This window comes from Streptomyces sp. NPDC000348 (assembly GCF_042898795.1).
Taxonomy (GTDB): Bacteria; Actinomycetota; Actinomycetes; order Streptomycetales; family Streptomycetaceae; genus Streptomyces.
On sequence record NZ_JBIAZD010000009.1, the window covers coordinates 332,997 to 348,622 of the forward strand.

Here is a 15,626-nt window from a genome sequence, read left to right on the forward strand (position 1 = left end):
GTACAGCTCGAAGGCTGTGCGCGGTGAGCTGCGACGCCGCTGCATCCAGGCGGTGGTCTCCCGCGAGGACTCCCCGAACACCAAGGGCCTGGGCGAGCTCGGCTACGTCGTCGAGCAGACCTTCGCCCTGCTCCACCGGTTCGAACGCCTCGCGGTCCGCTGGGAACGACGTATCGAACTCCATGAGGCTTTCGTCTCGTTGGCTTGCAGCCTCATCTGCTGGGCACGCCTCAAGAAGACCGGACCGTGAACGCGTTATGAGCTCCAAGGAGAGCGGCCCCTGACGAACGGTCTTCTCCCTGGACTGCCGCTCACGGCCGGGGCGAGTTCCCCGAGTGCGGGTCACACCAGCCCTTCGACCTGCCTCTTTGAGCTGGCAGAGGCTCAGTGCTGTCGTGCTGTTCCGGAGTGGGACAACGGGCACGCGTCCCTCCCGCACCGCACCTACGGGGGCGGGCACCGGCCGGACGTGGGAAGACCGTTTGCGCGACGCGCAGACGCCTTTCGCGAAAGGAGGATTGATCGTCGCGCCGGTGGTCGGCGCGGTGTGCTGGATGTACCGCCCCCGAGCTGCGGGTCGCCGTCCGTCGGAGGTACTCCATGGTGACCACCGCGGCTGTTGCATTCCCTCCCGGAGCGGTTCAGTTGCCTGCCGGCGTCTACCGGCTGTTGAGGTGCGGCCGCTCGGATCGCGTGGATGCGCGGAGGAGCCAGGCTGCAATACCGCTTGCCGGCGTCAGGAGGCTTGGGGTCGCTGGAGTCCTTGGAGGAGGAGGGCGATCAGGTGTCGGGGGTCGTAGCGGGGGTCGTTGTCGCGCCCGGTGCAGAGGTTGCCGATGCCGCGCATCGGTTCGTACGGCTGTGTGCCGGGCTTGATGTCGCCGGCGTCGACCGCCGCGTCGAGCAGTTGGGTGCAGACGGGCAGCAGGCGATCGAGGAAGTAGGTGTGCAGCGCGGCGAAGCGGTCGTCGTCGGATTGCAGGGCGTCGGCGAGCCCGTGCTTGGTGACGAGGAAGCCGACGAAGAGGTCGATCCACTGGCGCAGTGCCTCGAACGGGGGAGTCGGCACTGGCCGGCAGGTTCGGGCAGGCCTCGGCGCATGCCTCGATCTGGTGGCGGTAGACGGCGGTGACGAGATCCGCCCGGGTGGGGAAGTGGCGGTAGATCGTGCCCGTCCCGACACCCGGCCGGGCCGCGATCTGGCGGATCGGCGCGTCCACGCCGGAGGTGACGAACGCCTCGGCGGCGGCGCCGACCACCGTCTGCCGGTTGCGCTGGGCGTCGGCCCGCCTGCCTCGGGACGGCGGCTCGCCCATAGGGCTGCCGGTGGTCATCACACGCTCCTTCCAGGCCGGTTGACAAAACGGAACAGTGATCCGGATACTAAGTGGAGCGCCGTTCCGCTTCAGGTCGGTCGAAGCGGGATGTCTCTGACCAGCTGGTCCGTTGTCGGTCGCAGGAGACCGGCGGGCAGCAGGTGCCACCGAAAGGGAACCCACTCGTGAGTACATCCACCGCCATCAGCGCCGACGCCTGGGGCACGCCCGTCCCGGTCCTGTCCTTCAGCCCCGTCATCCTCCCCGTGCCGGGACGTCCCGTGGACCTCCAGGTACGCGTCTCCGCACCCGCGACCGGAACCGATCTCGCCGTCATCCTCCTCTCCCACGGTCAAGGCCCCTCGAACAACCTCTCCTCGCTCAACGGCTACGCGCCGCTCGTCAACTCGTGGGCCGCTCAAGGATTCGTGGTCATCCAGCCCACCCACCTCACCTCCCGGACACTGAGTCACCTGGTCGCCGACGCACCCGGGGCGCCCTTCTTCTGGCGCTCGCGCTCCGAGGACATGTCCCACATCCTCGACCGAATCGACATGATCGAAAAAGCCGTACCGCTGCTCTCCGGACGGATCGACCACACCAAAGTCGCCGTCGCCGGGCACTCGTTCGGCGGCTTCACCTCCAGCCTCCTGCTCGGCGCGCAGGTCACCGATCCCGACGAAGGGGGAGAGGTGAGCCTTCTCGAACCCCGGATCAAGGCGGGCGTGCTGCTCGCCGCGCCCGGCAGGGGCGACGTCCTCAACGGACCGATGGGCGACGCGCTGCCGGTCTTCCGGACCATCGACTTCTCCACCATGACCACACCCGCGCTGGTCGTCGCCGGCGGGAAGGACGACTCCCGGCACTTCACGGACATGGGTCCGGACTGGCACGCCGACCCCTACACCCTCGCCCCCGGACCCAAAGCCCTACTCACCCTGTTCGGCGCGGAGCACGGACTCGGCGGGATCGCCGGCTACGACGCCGCCGAGACCACCGACGAGAACCCCGAACGAGTCGCCGCCCTCGCCCGGCTCACCGCGGCCTACCTCCGCACCCGGCTTCACCCGGGTGACCCCGCATGGCAGGCCGCACGCGAGGCGCTGACGAGCGCTCCCGATCCGATAGGACGAGTCGAATCCAAGTAGACCCCCGCTGGGGACACGTCCTTCATTGCATGTCCACACTGCCGGCGCCCGGGAGTAGGCAGAGACCGGCACTTGACAATGACGTCCGGGCAGTCGGCTGCCGCGGTGCGAGTGCCTCGACACCAGGATCTTCAGCCGTCATCGGCTGCCGCCGGCGGCAGCCGACGGCAGCGGGCCAATCGCCGCCGCCCTTTTACGACGGCCGCGTAAAGGCACGGCTGGGCGGCATCGCCTCAAAGATCAGTCGAGGAGTGCGGTCGCTTCGACCTCGACGAGAACATCCGGTTCGAAGAGATACTCAACACCGATGAGGGAGGCCGGCGGCAGGGGAAGCCGGAGCCCGATCTCGTTGGCGACGGCCTCCACGCCGCTCATGAAGTCGCTGATCTTCTCCGGGCTCCACTGGGTCACGTAGAACGTCAGGCGCAGTACATCCGCGAACGACGCGCCCGCACCTGCCAGCCCGACGGAGGTGTTGCGCAGCGCCTGGGCGACCTGCCCGGCCAGATCGCCGGGCGCGACCGGGGTCCCGTCGGCCTGGCGCGCGATCTGCCCGCTGACGTGGACGTGCTTCGTCCCGGTGCCCACGGCGACGTGGTGGTACGGGACCGGCTGCAGCATGCCTTCCGGCGTGAAGTACTGAACAGTCATGGTCTTCTCTCCTTCAAAATAAGTATCCGTAAGCTACCTAGTGGAAGAAGGACACTTCAACGAGACCAGGTTTCGCCATGGATACCGACGACGAACTCCGCATCGACGCCCCGCACCGCGAACTGCTCGACCAGATCCTCGACAAGTGGTCGCTCAGCGTCCTCAACGAACTCTGCGAACGCCCGTGCCGCTTCAACGAACTGCGCCGGGCCATCCCCCAGGTCACGCAGAAATCGCTGACCGCGACACTCCGGCGACTCGAACGCAACGGCGTGATCGAGCGCGAGGTCGTCTCCACCCGCCCTGTGGCGGTCATGTACCGGATCACGCCCCTCGGCAAGACCCTCCGGCACCCCGTCGACGTACTGCTGGCATGGGCCTCACGGAACATGCCCGCCATCGAACGCGCACGCGAAGACTTCGACAGGCGAGAAGAGGAAACTCACCCCTGAAGGACCACGCGCGGGAGAGGCCGGCCTCGGCCTCCCCGGGGCGCGTCGCGGCCGCCAACCAGGTGTACGGGCACCCCTGCCGACCTGTCGGGGGTGCCCCTGCGCCTGTGGCCGAGACTCGAAGATCACCTCGTCCGGGCGGCCGACGTGACAGTGCTCTGAGGTCTCACGCCTGCGCCTGCTTGGGCAAGGTGAGGATTTCGGCTCCGTCGTCGGTGATGGCGATGGTGTGCTCGCTGTGTGCCGTCCGGCAGCCTGTCGCGCTGCGGAGCGTCCACCCGTCGGCGTCCGTGACGAGCTGGGCGGTGTCCGCCATGACCCACGGCTCCAGGGCGAGCAGCAGTCCCGGACGCAGTTTGTACCCACGGCCGGGCCGTCCGGTGTTCGGGACGTGCGGGTCCTGGTGCATGGTCGATCCGATGCCATGACCTCCGAACTCCGTGTTGATCAGGTAGCCCGCCTTCCTGAGGACGGTGCCGATGGCGTGGGAGAGATCACCGATGCGGGCCCCGGGCCCGGCGGCGGCGATCCCCGCGGCCAGCGCACGTTCGGTCGTCTCGATCATCGCGACGCTCTCCGGGGGCCTGGTGTCGCCGACGATGAAACTGATGGCGGCGTCCGCGGCCACTCCACCCTTGGAGACGGCGAGGTCGAGAGTCAGCAGATCTCCGTCGGCGAGCGTGTGGTCATGGGGGAGCCCGTGGAGCACGGCGTCGTTGACGGCCGTGCAGATGTAGTGGCCGAACGGGCCGCGTCCGAAGGAGGGCGCGTAGTCGACGTAGCAGGACTGCGCTCCTGCCTCGGCGATCATCTTCTGTGCCCACCGGTCGATCTCGAGCAGGTTCGTGCCGACCGTGGTGCGGCCCTTCAGCGTGTGCAGGATGTCCGCGACCAGGGCGCCCGAGTCCTTTGCTCGGGCCAGCAGGGCGGGGTTCAGAATCTCGATCATGTGACGCTCTTCCCGTGCATCCAATAACTATACCGGTAAAACTATACCGGTCTAGGGTCGGGGTCATGGTCAGGTTGCCGCTCACCCCCGCAGGGGCCGCACGTGGTCAGCGCCTCGACGCCCTCCCGCGCCGGGCCCGGGGAGAACGTTCCATGCTCGCGATCGCGCTCGACGCCCGCGTCTCACCGGAGACACTCAGGAAGATCGAGTCGGGCCGCGTGACCACCCCAGCCTTCCCGACCGTCGCAACGATCGCCGACACCCTCGACACGGGGTGGGCCGAGATCAACAAGCCCGATTACGGCGTCAGCCCGACGGTCGGTCACAGCACACGTGAACAGCTCACCGCCTGACAGGACTCCTGACGCTGTCACGTCGTCGGGTGGCTGGGCGAATACGACGACGCCGACCACTGGCGCACCGAACTCCTACGCCACCAACTTCGTACCCGGCCTGTGGTGCGGCGACCGCTCCACCGCCCCCGTGCTCAGCCCGTCCGGCATGGACCCGGTCCACCACCACATCCAGCACCAGCACCACCCGGAGATCAGCGCCGTCCCCCTGCCGGCCTTCACCCTGATCGGCCCAGCTGGTCTCTCCTCCTTCTCGATGCCGCCTCCATCCACACCGAACTCGAGGGCTGCACCCGCCCGGAATTGCCCGCCCATCTCACGAGTACTGACAAGCCCTTCCGGCTGGTGACCTGGGACCGAAAAGAGGTCGCGCAGGTCACCGGGACCTGCCGCCTCGCCACGGTCCCCGCCATCAACCGCTCCAACGCACTCAGAAGGAAACAATGAGGAGCAACCACTCAGCCGTCGACTCGTTCCTTACTGGCCCTGACAAAAGCGGTTTAATCGTGTGACTGTCGGCTTGGTCGCTCATTGGTGGTGTGCATGGGGTGGCGTCAGTCACGGCCGTGGATCGTGTCGGACGAACTGTGGTCGCTGATCGAGCCGATGCTGCCCGAACCGGCACCGAAGCAGGCCGAGGGACTGCCGCGAGTGCCCGACCGGCAGGTCCTATGCGGCATCCTGTTTGTCTTCCATACGGGCATCCAGTGGGAGTATCCGCCCCAGGAGCTCGGCTTCGGATCGGGCATGACCTGCTGGCGGCGCCTGGTGGCCTGGAACGAGGCAGGCGTCCGGGAACAACTGCTGAACAAGCTGCGGCCGAAGAACCAGCTGGACTGGTCGCGGGCGGTGATCGGCTCTCCCCTTGGCTTCGCCGGGGCGCTCCCACCCGCGTCCGGGCTGCTCGACGGGGCCCAGAAGCGGCCCCAGCCTGGTCGACCGCGCACGGCCGGGCAGCAGGACCACATCATCACCGACGGCCAGGACATCCGCTCGCGGTGTCGCTGACCAGTGGCAACGGCAGGTGACGCCACCCAGATCCTGCCCCTGCTCGACTGAGCCGGTGGTGGGCATACTCGATAGAAACCTGTACGTGGATGACACATGCCGACTGCGGATAAGACCATCGAGACCAGATCGGAGCATCCCATCAAGGGGAACGAAGACACCCTCTGAAGTGATCCAACGGTCTCCAACAATGCTCCAGAACGGTTCCCGAGTCTCTCTGCAAAGCAAAACTGATCGCGAAGCTCTGGCTGCCTCGCTCGCTTCCTGAGTCTGCGTCAGGGAACTCAAGATTCCATGAATCATGATGTGACCGTGCAGGCCTCCTCCGAAGACAGTGGCACCAGCCCGGTCCTCGTCTTGTCTCTGTGCCTCTTCCTGATCATGGGCCTGGTCCAGGTCGTACGACCTCAACTGCTCTGGCGGGTAAACAGCCGTCTCCAGCGTGGCTGGGTGAGGGAACCTGACGCGACCGAGCCCACCAGCAAGGGATATGCGGTGCGAAGGGTGACCGGAGTGCTCTTCTTGGCAGTCGCCGCATGGATGCTCGTCCGGAACATCTGATCGCAAGCCAGTCCCTCCTCAGACCACCCCTTGGGCATCTCTGAAGCCGGGTGGGGCCGTCCATTTTCGGCCCTCTGTCAAAGGCCGGGAGGCAAGGGGCGGGCAGGGGGTAGGCGGGTAGGTATGGATAGCACACGATTGCGGCAGAATAAGCGGAGCCCCCAGGAAGCGCGTGCCCGGGGAACCATGGGAATCTGGCGGTGGGCCAGGTGGGTGGCGCTTGTCCTTGCGGTCAGCTGGGCGGTGAACTGGATCGTCAATCTCGCCCGGGGTGAGGGGGGACGGGATCTGTGGTGGCCTCTGGTCAGTACCGTCATCTGGGCAGGACTGACCGGGTACGGCTTCAGGACCTACCGCCGGATCAGGACAACGACTTTGCCGTCCCTCACCGGCCGTCCGCCTGCCTGACTGCCCCTTGCCCGGCGCCGTCCTCGGCCGGCCCGCCTCCAGTCTCCTGCCGCCTTTCGGCACCTGGACCCAAACCCCTCCCAGGCAAGAAGCCCGTACAAGCGGACGGGACTCGAGAAGGGAGCCTTGATGCAGCGGCGTTCGAGTTCGCGTATTCCGCCCTCATGGACCATGCCGGGCGCGCGATGGAGTACCTGGCTCTACTGGCCGATGCTGTGTATAGCCCTCGGGCTCCTGATCTGGCGGGTGACCGAGGGCGCCAGCGGAGCCGGCATTGCCTTGTCCTCCTGTCATGTCCTGGTGTGGGTGTGTCTTCTGCTCGCCAACCGGTCCGCTCGGCGCAAACAGTCACAGGTGTGACAAGGGCCGCACCGGCCACGGAGCGATGCTCAGGACCTGTGGATCGGGTTCGGGTTGGCGCGAAAGGCGTACCTTCCCGAGTGATCGATTGAAGGTCACCGAGCAGGCCGACGTTTCGTGGCCGGGCCTGGGCGCAGCCGACTTGAGTCAGCTGGCCGCTTCGACGTACGACGCCAGGTGAGCCAGCGAGGAGGCGATCCCAGCTTCGTGGTCCGCTTGGTCGATGCCGGGTGGCACGTCCGTGGCGGTGACGGTCACCTCGGTCCCGTCACCGGCGGCGGCGAGGTGCCAGGTCATAGTCATGGTGCCTGCGTACGACGGATCATCGGCCTCGAACACCGCCCGCTGCACCACACGCTCCGGTGGCACCAGGTCGGCGAACCCGACGTCGACGACATCCGTCGCCTCTGAGGTCTTGCCGGGGCTGTCGGTGGAGTCGAGGTAGGTGAGGACCATCCGGAATCCGCCGCCAGGCCGGGGATCCCACCGCTCGACCCGCCCGCTCATGCCGTCCGGCGGCAGCCAGGCCTCGAGCGACTCTCTGTCGAGGAGGGCGCCGTAGACAGTCGCCGGTGGTGCCGCGATGACCCGGCTGGCGCGGTCGGTCCTGCTCATGGCCCGATCCTAGGACCCAAAAGGTTCTGCTGAGCCCACACTCGTCGAACGACCCGCCGAAGAAACCAGCCAGGAATCAAGAGGCGACCAACAAGTCGCATGACAGGCCGATCCACAGGTCTCGACTGTTCCTCCTGGCCCTCGGGCGGACGGGGATCGAAGCGAAGTGGTCTGCTGTGGCCGGGTAACCGGAGGACTGGCCACCAGACACCTGCCGGTTTCATGACGTCAGCTTTTATCACCGGGAGTTCAGGCGTGTGTCGTGGCGTCGGCGGCCGCCAGGCGGATACTGACCGGGAAGGCGCGGGTCGTGATGGCTTCCACGTTGTTCGATGTGCTGGGGGACGAGTGGTTCTGTGTGGCCGCGGTCCGGGGTCTGGGGGAGGCGGACGTGTTGGCCAGGCTGGGTGCCGTCGGCCCGGATCCGCTGCCCCGGTATCCCATCGACGGTGTGGCTGAGCACTTCGGCCCGGACAGCTGGGCGGTGCGGGTGTACTGCCCGGATGGGGCGGGTTGGGCGTATGTGTTCGATGCGCTTCCGCAGATGGGTGTCCCGTTCAGGAAGCCGGTGCTCAAGGAGCTGTCCAGGAGTACGGAAGCGGTGTCCGTGTGGCAGCTCATCGCCGGTCCCGTTCGCGTGGCGCATGCCCATGACGGGGAGATCCTCGCCCTGTTCGACTCATGGAGGTTCGACCCGGCGTCCGGGAAGGAGCCAGACGGGCTCAACCAGGCCCTGGAGCGGGTCGGCTTCTTCCTGGACGAGCCGGATGACGGCTTCTCCGACCCGGCTGCCGCTCTGGAGGCGCTGGAGAGTGAGTTCGGCCTGGCGGTGGACCCGCGGGAAGTGGCGGGGCCGCTGCCGACGGTCGTCGTTCCCGTACGGGCCGACTGAACAGCCGGCAGCGGTTGCCGGTTAGAGGGTCACCCTCAGCCAGACGCGCGCTCTGGGCGAAGTTTCCGTAGGCACCGATCAATGATTCCTTGGTGAACTTGGTCGTGCCGCAGATCGCCTGGCGATTGGCCTTCTGGTCTGAGTCCTTCTGAAGCCGGTGCAATGGTGTGCCGGTGTTCTTGAGTCCCGGTGCCCGGAGAGATTCTGCTGCGCCCAGTGATCGTGTCGACGGATGACCCGTAGTCGGCGCGGGAGACGAACAGGGTGGGGTGGTCCAGAGCACGACACAGCCGGAGGTGTTGGCGATGGAGAGTTTGTCGTCGCAGCGTACTTCGGAGTCCCAGCTGATCGGCGTCGGGAACGTCGATGTCGAGTTCGTAGGTCACGTCGAGGTAGTCATATGTTGTCGCGGGTGTGTCGGAGATCGTGTACGCCTTCTCCAGGCGCTGTCCCACGCTGATCGGCTGCTTGGTCCACGATGTGGTGCTGCCGGGACTGCAGGTGGGTGCGCACTTGGTGGTCCAGGTGATGGTCAGCGGCGGGAGGTCACCCGTCGACTTCAGCATCACGAGCTGGCCGGTTTCGCTCTACTGCAGGCTCGTGACGGACAGGTCCATCTTCTTGGGCGGTGGCGAACAGTGCGGTACCGGCGATCTTGCCCTCGCTGTCGAAGTAGGTGTATTCGACGTGACCATGTCCTTTGTCGTGGTGTAGAAGGGCGTCCGTGCTCTCGTTGGAGAGGTGGCGGCGGGGGAAGGCGATCCATTCATCGTGGAGTTCGGTGAGGACCGCGGTGGCCAGGTGGACGTCACTCAGGCCGCGTTCGCGCAGGTGACTCAGGAACTGGGCCCAGAAGGCTTCGGTCTCGCTGTCGCCGACCATGACGCCGGCGATCTCGCGGCCGCCGTCCTGGGTGACGCCGGTGGCGATCACGATCGCCTGGGAGACGATGCGGTGGCCGACACGGGCCTTGACGTAGGTGGCGTCGGGGAACAGGCAGGGGAAGCGGATGTGGTCCAGCGGCCGGGTGCGGAAGGCGTCCAGCTGTTCGTCCAGGTCCGTGCGGATCCGGGAGACCTCGCTCTTGGGTATGCCGGTGTCGGGGCCGAGGGCCTTGACGAGGTCGTCGACCGATCGGGGGGAGACGCCGTGGACGTAGGCCTCCATGACGACCGCGTGGAGGGCCTGGTCGATGCGGCGCCGGCGCTCCAGCAGGCTGGGGAAGAAACTACCGGCCCGCAGTTTCGGGATCGCGAGTTCGAGGTCGCCGGCCTGCGTGGTCATCGTCTTCTCGCGGTGCCCGTTGCGCCAGGTGGTGCGGGTGTCGGTGTGCTCGCCCCACTCGGCGCCGATCTTCGCGGTGGCTTCGGACTCGATCAGTTCCTGCAGCAGCCTTTCGGCGACCTCGCGGACGAGCTCAAGACCATCGGCCGAACGTAGTGACTCAAGCAGGCGAAGCAGGTCATGCCGGGACAAGGCCACCGTGCACCCCTGGGCTCGAACTGCCCGTTCACCTCGGACAGTTGTACGGTGGCCTGCCACTTGAGCAGGGAGCAGACACCGGCAGACGGTGCACTCCAGGGAGCAGACCCCGCGCACTCAACCGCGGAGATCCCCTACACCACACAGCGGGACGCCGTCCACGGTCACCCCCACCCGTCCTGCAGTCGAGACCTCATCGGAGCTTTCTTCAGCCGTATTGACCCCATACAACGCCACACCACCTGGTCATGATCATGCTGTGAATCCGTGCAGACGTCCCGGGCCCCGCCCGGTGGTGATTTCTGTAGCCTCGTTCCTGATCCAGCAGCGGTTGCGAAAAGGGGAACACGGCAGCGTGTCACGATCCTGGTTGTCCATCCGTGTGGAGCTGGTCTCCGGACACGGAGCGGACCTGTGGCCGTGGCCCGGCCGCGTTCTCGCTGCGGCGCGCACCCATTCCTTCGCCCAGCTCGCCGAAGCCATCGATCTGGCTTTCGGACGCTGGGACCTGGCCCACCTGCACATGTTCACACTGGCCGACCAGACCGGCGTCAGCCCACTGCAGTGGTGGGAAGGCGAAGCCCCCGAGGACACGCTGGACGGCCATTCCACCACGCTCAGCAAACTGAAGGTCGGCGAGCAGTTCGCCTACGTCTTCGACCTGGGGGACAGCTGGGCACACCTGTGCACGGTCGGGGACCGTCGCATTGATCCGCTTCAGGAACTCGGCGAGACCCCCTCTCGCCCGGTGCCGTACTGGGGCTGGGGGACCTTGCCAGACCAGTACGGCCGCCGCTGGGACGGCGATGACGGCGAAACGCCCATGCCCAAGAGACCTTCTCGCGGGCTCGGCGATCTGCCCGCGATTCTTCCCTGGTGGGGAGACCGGCGACGAGGCTGACGGCCACGACACGCGGCGGCGCCGCCGCCGACCCCGGCTTGCCGCCGACAGAAAAGCCGCGGGCCACGAAACCGCACCCTCCTTGCCGGTCGAACCGGCCCGACCACACAGCGGTGACCGGCGGAACAGAGACCGGAAGACGCTGCCAGCCACCCTGCTCAAGACCGCCTCTGGCCCCGCCCGGCCGCAGGCTTCCGGGACTGTCCTGGCCATTGGGCTCCTCCCACGTCCGGCAGTCGTTGCGGGTTTCCGGTCAGTGGCTGGCCGACCACGACGACCAGCCGTAAATCGGCGTCGATGACGACCTGGCGGTGGGTGGAGTATCGGCAGTTCTTCGACCGCTCAGCGATGGAGTGGTTGCGGGCGGGGATCAGGGTGCCGTCCACGACGAGCACGGTGTCCTTCGCACACCTGGCCCCCGCGGGACGTCAGCGGTGCGGTGCGGGACCGAGGCCGGATGTGCTGCGCGCATGCGGTCCAGCTCGTCGTAGATCCGGGCACGCAGTTGGCCCTCGGCTCGGTGAGCTGCAGGCGCCCGTAGCGCGTCTCGTACCGGGCCAGGCGTGTGCGGATGTACCGGTAGAGGCCGGGGTGGCGGCGGACGAGCTCGTCGTAGGCCTGGTCCCCGGTCTTCTTCAGCAGCTCGTAGCCGGGGTCCCGGCGCTCGGCCAGGGACATCCCGTCGTTGAGCGCGGTGATCAGCCGGATGGCCTCCGATCGGCGTTGCAGCAGGGTGGCGAACAGGCGCCGGCGATCGTGAAGTCGCCCGAGCCGTGCGGCGCTTCGCGGCCGGCTCGTGAGGGTGAGGTCGTGCAGGTACTTGGTGTGAGGATTGTCCGCGCTCGGAGCCATCTCGGCCAGGGCCTCGGTGAGCTGGTCACGCCACCGGTTGAGGACCGGCGGATGGCACAGCGCATCGTCCCGGGCGTCCCGCCGTGCGGCGTCGGCGACGATGCGCCGCCGGAAGGCCGGCCCGTCGAGCTCGAGCAGCTGACGCACGGCATCGGTGAGAGGGGGGCGAACCATCCGTTGTCGATGCAGCGCGTGATCTTCTCCGGGATGGAGCGGATGTGGACGCCGGCCGCCGGTCTGGGCGCTCAGTCCCTGGTCGCCGGCGTCGGCAAGGATCTCGACCGCGGGGCCGTTGGCCAGGAGCCTGACCAGCCCTGACTGGCGGGCGTGGATGATGTCCGCGCAGTTGCCGGGCCTGGCCCGGCTGCAGAAGAGCACGCGGCCTCCCTGTCCGTGACGACCGTGGTCTTGACCGCGTTCTGCTTGCTCTTGCCCGAGATGAAGTTGTCCCGGTCCTTGCGCCCGGCTGCCGGCCGGCGGACCCGGATCTCTGTGCCGTCAGTCTCGCGCAGGGGCCTGCCGTCTGCGGCGTTCGCGGTTGACGCGGCTCGGGTGGCGGGCCGCCGAGGGCGGTGGCTCGGCGCCCGCGACGCTGTTCGCGCCGCGGACCAGGGCCTTCGGGCACGGAGGCGCACTTACGGGAGGACGATGTCGCGGCCAGGTCCGCCTTCGAGGATGTCCTTTCCGGTGCCACCGCAGACGAGGTCGTCGCCGCCTTCGCCGTCCAGTGTGTCGTTGCCGGGGCCACCGAGGACGATGTCGCGGCCGTCCCCGCCCATGGCGTGGTCGTCGCCGGGGCCGGCGTGCACGGTGTCGTCACCGCCGTAGCCCTCGATCATGTCGTCGCCCCGGCCGCCCCACATCTGCTGGTTGCTGCTGTCACCCATCAGGTGGTCCATGCCGTCGCCGCCGTGCAGGGCTGCGGGTCCCATGACCATGTCGTTCCCCGCGTCGCCCAGCACCGTGCGTGCTGTGTGGGCGTGCAGTTCGTCGTCGCCGGGGCCGCCGCTGACGGTGCCGATCCCGGGGGTGAAGGCGGCGATCGTGTCGTTGCCGTCGCCGAGGAAGACGTCGATCCTGTCGGGCCGGGGGCTGTCGGCGGGCAGTTCGCAGACGACGGAGGTGGTGTCCTCGGGTCTGGAGTACGCACAGTGGTCGCCCGGTTCGAGCGGAACCACGTCGCTGAAGCCGATCCGCCGGATCCCGTCGCTGGTGTACATGGAGAATATGTTGAGGTTGTTGGTCTGTGCTGCAGCACCGGTGAAGACGATCGACTGGGTTGCCCAGTCGGCTCCGACGCGGGCCTTCGCCTCGGCGGCGGCGGTGGCGGCGGCTGCCGGGCCGATGGCGAGGCCGGCGGTGAACAGGGTCACGGCGACCGCGCCGACGGTGGCTCGGTTTCGGTTCATGAGACCTCATCTCGGTGGCGTGACGATGGCCCGACCTGCTTGGCGTGCTGCTGCCGGGGACCGGGCGGACCCGGTCTAAAGGCAGTCTCCCCTGCTGGCCAGGATCCGCAAGACCGCGAATTGACGCGGCGTCGAGGTAGACCGATGTCTCTCCGGATGTGATGGTCGGGCTTCTTTGATCAGGCATGTTCCCGGTGCCGCCATGGCAGGGTTCGCCAGCTCAATTCCAGCTCAGCGAAGGCGAGTCGGCCGAAGCGGTCGATGGTTGGGATTGCCGGAGGAGCGGAAGGCGGTTGCCCGGGTGCGGGCGGAGGAGCTTCGCCCTCGGGCGGAACGAATCGCGGTCGGATTCGCCGAGGCAGAAGCGGTGTTGGAGCGTCGGGTGATCGACCGGGAGGAGCTCGTCGAGGCCTTGGCCGTTCCGGGCGCGGCGGGAGTGCCCGCTGCGGGTGCGCGGGGCGGTATCGGCGGTGGTCGAAGAGGCCCTTGGCGCGAGGACTGTCGTGTCGCACTGGCACGAGGCGGCGACCGTGGAGGTGCTCGCGGTGGACTACCGCCGGATCGTCGAGCTGGTGGCCGCTACGTGGGTGAGGACGGAGGGCTCGGCGCGGGAACCATCACCAGCGGGGAACTGGCGACGGCCAAGCCGCAGCCCATGCCGTCCACTCACCGCGGGGCAGCCCTGCATGGAACAGCCGCGTCAGCAAACGTGGAACGGACCCGGGCGTGATCAGCCAGGCCTCTTCTCCATGGCCTGGCTGACGGTCCACCGGGAAGTGTTCCGGCACCTGGCCCGCGAGCTTCTTGGGGCCGCAGTGGCGGCTCAGGTGAGTTGGAGCGCGCCGAGACCGATCTGCGTTGCTGGTGGCTTCCCTCGCTACGGCATCCATGCTCCAGTGCCGTCGGTTCAGATCCGAGGAGCAGGCACGTTCCCGCTGCATGCCATCGGTCGCGTTCTCCGCCCGATGCGCCATACAGTCACAGCTGCTACCAGGCAACTTGCCCGGCGAGGCCGACTCGGGTGTACGGAAGCACACCATCGAGACCTGGGATCTCGTTGTGGAACTGGACAGCCCTCACGCCAGAAACGGGTCCCGTTGCCACGCCGTGAACGCCCCTCCCCGGCATCGCCCCGCACACCGGTCCAGGCCGAATCCTCGCTTTCCGGTCCCGGGAGCGGTTCCGACTCCCGACTCACGGCAGATTCCCTGCTCACAGCCCACCCTGTAATCAACTCTGTTTGTTTCATTGACATTTCACCCAGAAGACGTACCGTTGGGAGCGCTCCCATGACAGTCTTGCAACTGGAAGGAGTTCCCCCACATGCGTAAACAGAGTCCGTTAACCGGGCGTTCGCGGTCTTCCCTCCGCAGGTATCTCCAGGCGCTCGTCATGGTGTTCGCCGTGGTTGTCGGCGCACTGACCTGGTCGGCCCCCGCCCAGGCTCACGGCACCATCGTCAACCCCGCCTCCCGCGCGTACCAGTGCTGGAAGACGTGGGGCAGCAACCACACGAGCCCGGCCATGCAGACCGAAGACCCCATGTGCTATCAGGCGTTCCAGGCCAACCCCGACACCATGTGGAACTGGATGAGCGCGCTCCGCGACGGCCTCGGTGGCCAGTTCCAGGCGCGGACTCCCGACGGGACGCTCTGCAGCAACAACCTCTCGAGGAACGCCAGCCTGGACAAGCCCGGGCAGTGGAAGACGACCAACATCAGCAACAACTTCACGGTCCAGCTGTACGACCAGGCGTCCCACGGTGCCGACTACTTCAGGGTCTACGTGAGCAAGCAGGGCTTCAACCCCAAGACTCAGACCCTGGGCTGGGGCAACCTCGACTTCATCACGCAGACCGGCCGCTTCGCCCCGGCACAGAACATCAGCTTCAACGTCAACACCTCCGGCTACACCGGACACCACATCCTGTTCGTGATCTGGCAGGCCTCGCACCTCGACCAGGCCTACATGTGGTGCAGCGACGTGAACTTCGGCTGAGCCGCAGAGCGCCGCACAGGGCACCGGCCCAGGCCGGGTGTCGGTAACCCGCCGCCCGGCCGACCGAGCTCCGTCGGGGCAGGTGACCCATTTGGTCACCCTGCTCCGACGGGGCTCCCTGTGCTCCTGGTATGAACACACTCGATCGCGCGGCAGTCGCACGGTAGTCGGCTCCCTGAGCTGTACTGAGATTTGTGGAGTCCCTGATGCCAGGGTTACGGTCCTGGCGAAGGAGAACCACCAGCACCATGGCAGCACCCCGTAAATATCC

Annotated in this window: 15 protein-coding genes and 3 pseudogenes; 10 read left to right on the plus strand and 8 right to left on the minus strand. The window is 67.3% G+C overall.

The features are described 5' to 3' along the window. The first annotated feature begins 16 nt into the window (after positions 1 to 16). Complete coding sequence (locus tag ACFY3N_RS20340; protein WP_390818065.1) at positions 17 to 250, plus strand: hypothetical protein; 234 nt, start codon at positions 17 to 19, stop codon at positions 248 to 250. Positions 251 to 736: 486 nt separating this feature from the next. Here the strand turns inward: ACFY3N_RS20340 and ACFY3N_RS20345 are convergent. Beyond that, positions 737 to 1,259: pseudogene (locus tag ACFY3N_RS20345) on the minus strand (TetR/AcrR family transcriptional regulator). Here ACFY3N_RS20345 and ACFY3N_RS20350 point away from each other — a divergent pair. Further along, positions 1,168 to 1,359, plus strand: coding sequence for a hypothetical protein (locus ACFY3N_RS20350; protein ID WP_390818103.1), 192 nt, complete (start codon positions 1,168 to 1,170; stop codon positions 1,357 to 1,359). The pseudogene ACFY3N_RS20345 and the gene ACFY3N_RS20350 sit on opposite strands and share 92 nt — an antisense overlap. Before the next feature lie 142 nt (positions 1,360 to 1,501). Further along, positions 1,502 to 2,464, plus strand: a complete 963-nt coding sequence (locus ACFY3N_RS20355) for an alpha/beta hydrolase family protein (protein WP_390818066.1) — start codon at positions 1,502 to 1,504, stop codon at positions 2,462 to 2,464. Positions 2,465 to 2,704: 240 nt separating this feature from the next. Here the strand turns inward: ACFY3N_RS20355 and ACFY3N_RS20360 are convergent, their stop codons facing one another. After that, a complete protein-coding gene (locus ACFY3N_RS20360; RefSeq protein ID WP_390818067.1) occupies positions 2,705 to 3,115 on the minus strand; it encodes a RidA family protein in 411 nt (136 codons plus the stop codon). A 77-nt stretch (positions 3,116 to 3,192) separates the two neighbouring features. On the opposite strand from ACFY3N_RS20360, the gene ACFY3N_RS20365 reads away from it, so the two are divergent. Beyond that, positions 3,193 to 3,567 carry a winged helix-turn-helix transcriptional regulator gene (locus ACFY3N_RS20365; protein ID WP_390818068.1) on the plus strand — a complete coding sequence of 125 codons (375 nt, stop codon included), beginning with the start codon at positions 3,193 to 3,195 and terminating at the stop codon, positions 3,565 to 3,567. 166 nt (positions 3,568 to 3,733) lie between these two features. Here ACFY3N_RS20365 and map read toward each other — a convergent pair whose 3' ends face one another. Next, positions 3,734 to 4,516, minus strand: coding sequence for a type I methionyl aminopeptidase (gene map / locus ACFY3N_RS20370; protein WP_390818069.1), 783 nt, complete (start codon positions 4,514 to 4,516; stop codon positions 3,734 to 3,736). Positions 4,517 to 4,581: 65 nt separating this feature from the next. Between map and ACFY3N_RS20375 the strand changes: the two genes are divergently transcribed. From ACFY3N_RS20375 to ACFY3N_RS20385, 3 genes are all read left to right on the plus strand, one after another. Next, positions 4,582 to 4,869, plus strand: a complete 288-nt coding sequence (locus ACFY3N_RS20375) for a helix-turn-helix domain-containing protein (RefSeq protein WP_390818070.1) — start codon at positions 4,582 to 4,584, stop codon at positions 4,867 to 4,869. 573 nt (positions 4,870 to 5,442) lie between these two features. Beyond that, positions 5,443 to 5,877, plus strand: a complete 435-nt coding sequence (locus tag ACFY3N_RS20380; RefSeq protein WP_390818071.1) for a transposase — start codon at positions 5,443 to 5,445, stop codon at positions 5,875 to 5,877. Between the two features lie 294 nt (positions 5,878 to 6,171). Next, a complete protein-coding gene (locus ACFY3N_RS20385) occupies positions 6,172 to 6,438 on the plus strand; it encodes a DUF6199 family natural product biosynthesis protein (protein WP_390818072.1) in 267 nt (88 codons plus the stop codon). Between the two features lie 915 nt (positions 6,439 to 7,353). On the opposite strand, the gene ACFY3N_RS20390 is transcribed toward ACFY3N_RS20385, so the two are convergent. Continuing rightward, positions 7,354 to 7,821, minus strand: coding sequence for an SRPBCC family protein (locus ACFY3N_RS20390; protein WP_390818073.1), 468 nt, complete (start codon positions 7,819 to 7,821; stop codon positions 7,354 to 7,356). Positions 7,822 to 8,134: 313 nt separating this feature from the next. Here ACFY3N_RS20390 and ACFY3N_RS20395 point away from each other — a divergent pair, with 313 nt between their 5' ends. After that, entirely contained in the window at positions 8,135 to 8,713 is a 579-nt protein-coding gene (locus ACFY3N_RS20395) for a DUF6461 domain-containing protein (protein ID WP_390818074.1), read from the plus strand. Between the two features lie 771 nt (positions 8,714 to 9,484). Here the strand turns inward: ACFY3N_RS20395 and ACFY3N_RS20400 are convergent. Further along, positions 9,485 to 10,195, minus strand: a pseudogene (locus tag ACFY3N_RS20400) (IS256 family transposase); the annotation flags it as partial. Between the two features lie 370 nt (positions 10,196 to 10,565). Here ACFY3N_RS20400 and ACFY3N_RS20405 point away from each other — a divergent pair. Further along, positions 10,566 to 11,096, plus strand: a complete 531-nt coding sequence (locus ACFY3N_RS20405) for a hypothetical protein (protein ID WP_390818075.1) — start codon at positions 10,566 to 10,568, stop codon at positions 11,094 to 11,096. 166 nt (positions 11,097 to 11,262) lie between these two features. Here the strand turns inward: ACFY3N_RS20405 and ACFY3N_RS20410 are convergent. The 3 genes and pseudogenes from ACFY3N_RS20410 to ACFY3N_RS20420 form a co-directional block, all read right to left on the minus strand. After that, a pseudogene (locus ACFY3N_RS20410) lies at positions 11,263 to 11,509 on the minus strand (IS5/IS1182 family transposase); the annotation flags it as partial. Then, positions 11,439 to 12,326 carry a hypothetical protein gene (locus tag ACFY3N_RS20415; RefSeq protein ID WP_390818076.1) on the minus strand — a complete coding sequence of 296 codons (888 nt, stop codon included), beginning with the start codon at positions 12,324 to 12,326 and terminating at the stop codon, positions 11,439 to 11,441. The pseudogene ACFY3N_RS20410 and the gene ACFY3N_RS20415, both read right to left, overlap by 71 nt. A gap of 257 nt (positions 12,327 to 12,583) precedes the next feature. After that, positions 12,584 to 13,357 carry a calcium-binding protein gene (locus ACFY3N_RS20420; protein WP_390818077.1) on the minus strand — a complete coding sequence of 258 codons (774 nt, stop codon included), beginning with the start codon at positions 13,355 to 13,357 and terminating at the stop codon, positions 12,584 to 12,586. A gap of 1,392 nt (positions 13,358 to 14,749) precedes the next feature. Here ACFY3N_RS20420 and ACFY3N_RS20425 point away from each other — a divergent pair. Continuing rightward, a complete protein-coding gene (locus ACFY3N_RS20425) occupies positions 14,750 to 15,355 on the plus strand; it encodes a lytic polysaccharide monooxygenase (RefSeq protein ID WP_390818078.1) in 606 nt (201 codons plus the stop codon). The last annotated feature ends 271 nt before the right edge of the window (positions 15,356 to 15,626 follow it).

Coding starts and splice junctions, on each gene's coding strand:
- ACFY3N_RS20425 (WP_390818078.1), top strand. CDS start 14,750: ATGGTGTTCGCCGTGGTTGTCGGCGCACTGACCTGGTCGGCCCCCGCC.
- ACFY3N_RS20360 (WP_390818067.1), bottom strand. CDS start 3,115: ATGACTGTTCAGTACTTCACGCCGGAAGGCATGCTGCAGCCGGTCCCG.
- ACFY3N_RS20390 (WP_390818073.1), bottom strand. CDS start 7,821: ATGAGCAGGACCGACCGCGCCAGCCGGGTCATCGCGGCACCACCGGCG.
- ACFY3N_RS20365 (WP_390818068.1), top strand. CDS start 3,193: ATGGATACCGACGACGAACTCCGCATCGACGCCCCGCACCGCGAACTG.
- ACFY3N_RS20395 (WP_390818074.1), top strand. CDS start 8,135: ATGGCTTCCACGTTGTTCGATGTGCTGGGGGACGAGTGGTTCTGTGTG.
- map (WP_390818069.1), bottom strand. CDS start 4,516: ATGATCGAGATTCTGAACCCCGCCCTGCTGGCCCGAGCAAAGGACTCG.
- ACFY3N_RS20420 (WP_390818077.1), bottom strand. CDS start 13,357: ATGAACCGAAACCGAGCCACCGTCGGCGCGGTCGCCGTGACCCTGTTC.
- ACFY3N_RS20385 (WP_390818072.1), top strand. CDS start 6,172: ATGAATCATGATGTGACCGTGCAGGCCTCCTCCGAAGACAGTGGCACC.
- ACFY3N_RS20375 (WP_390818070.1), top strand. CDS start 4,582: ATGGTCAGGTTGCCGCTCACCCCCGCAGGGGCCGCACGTGGTCAGCGC.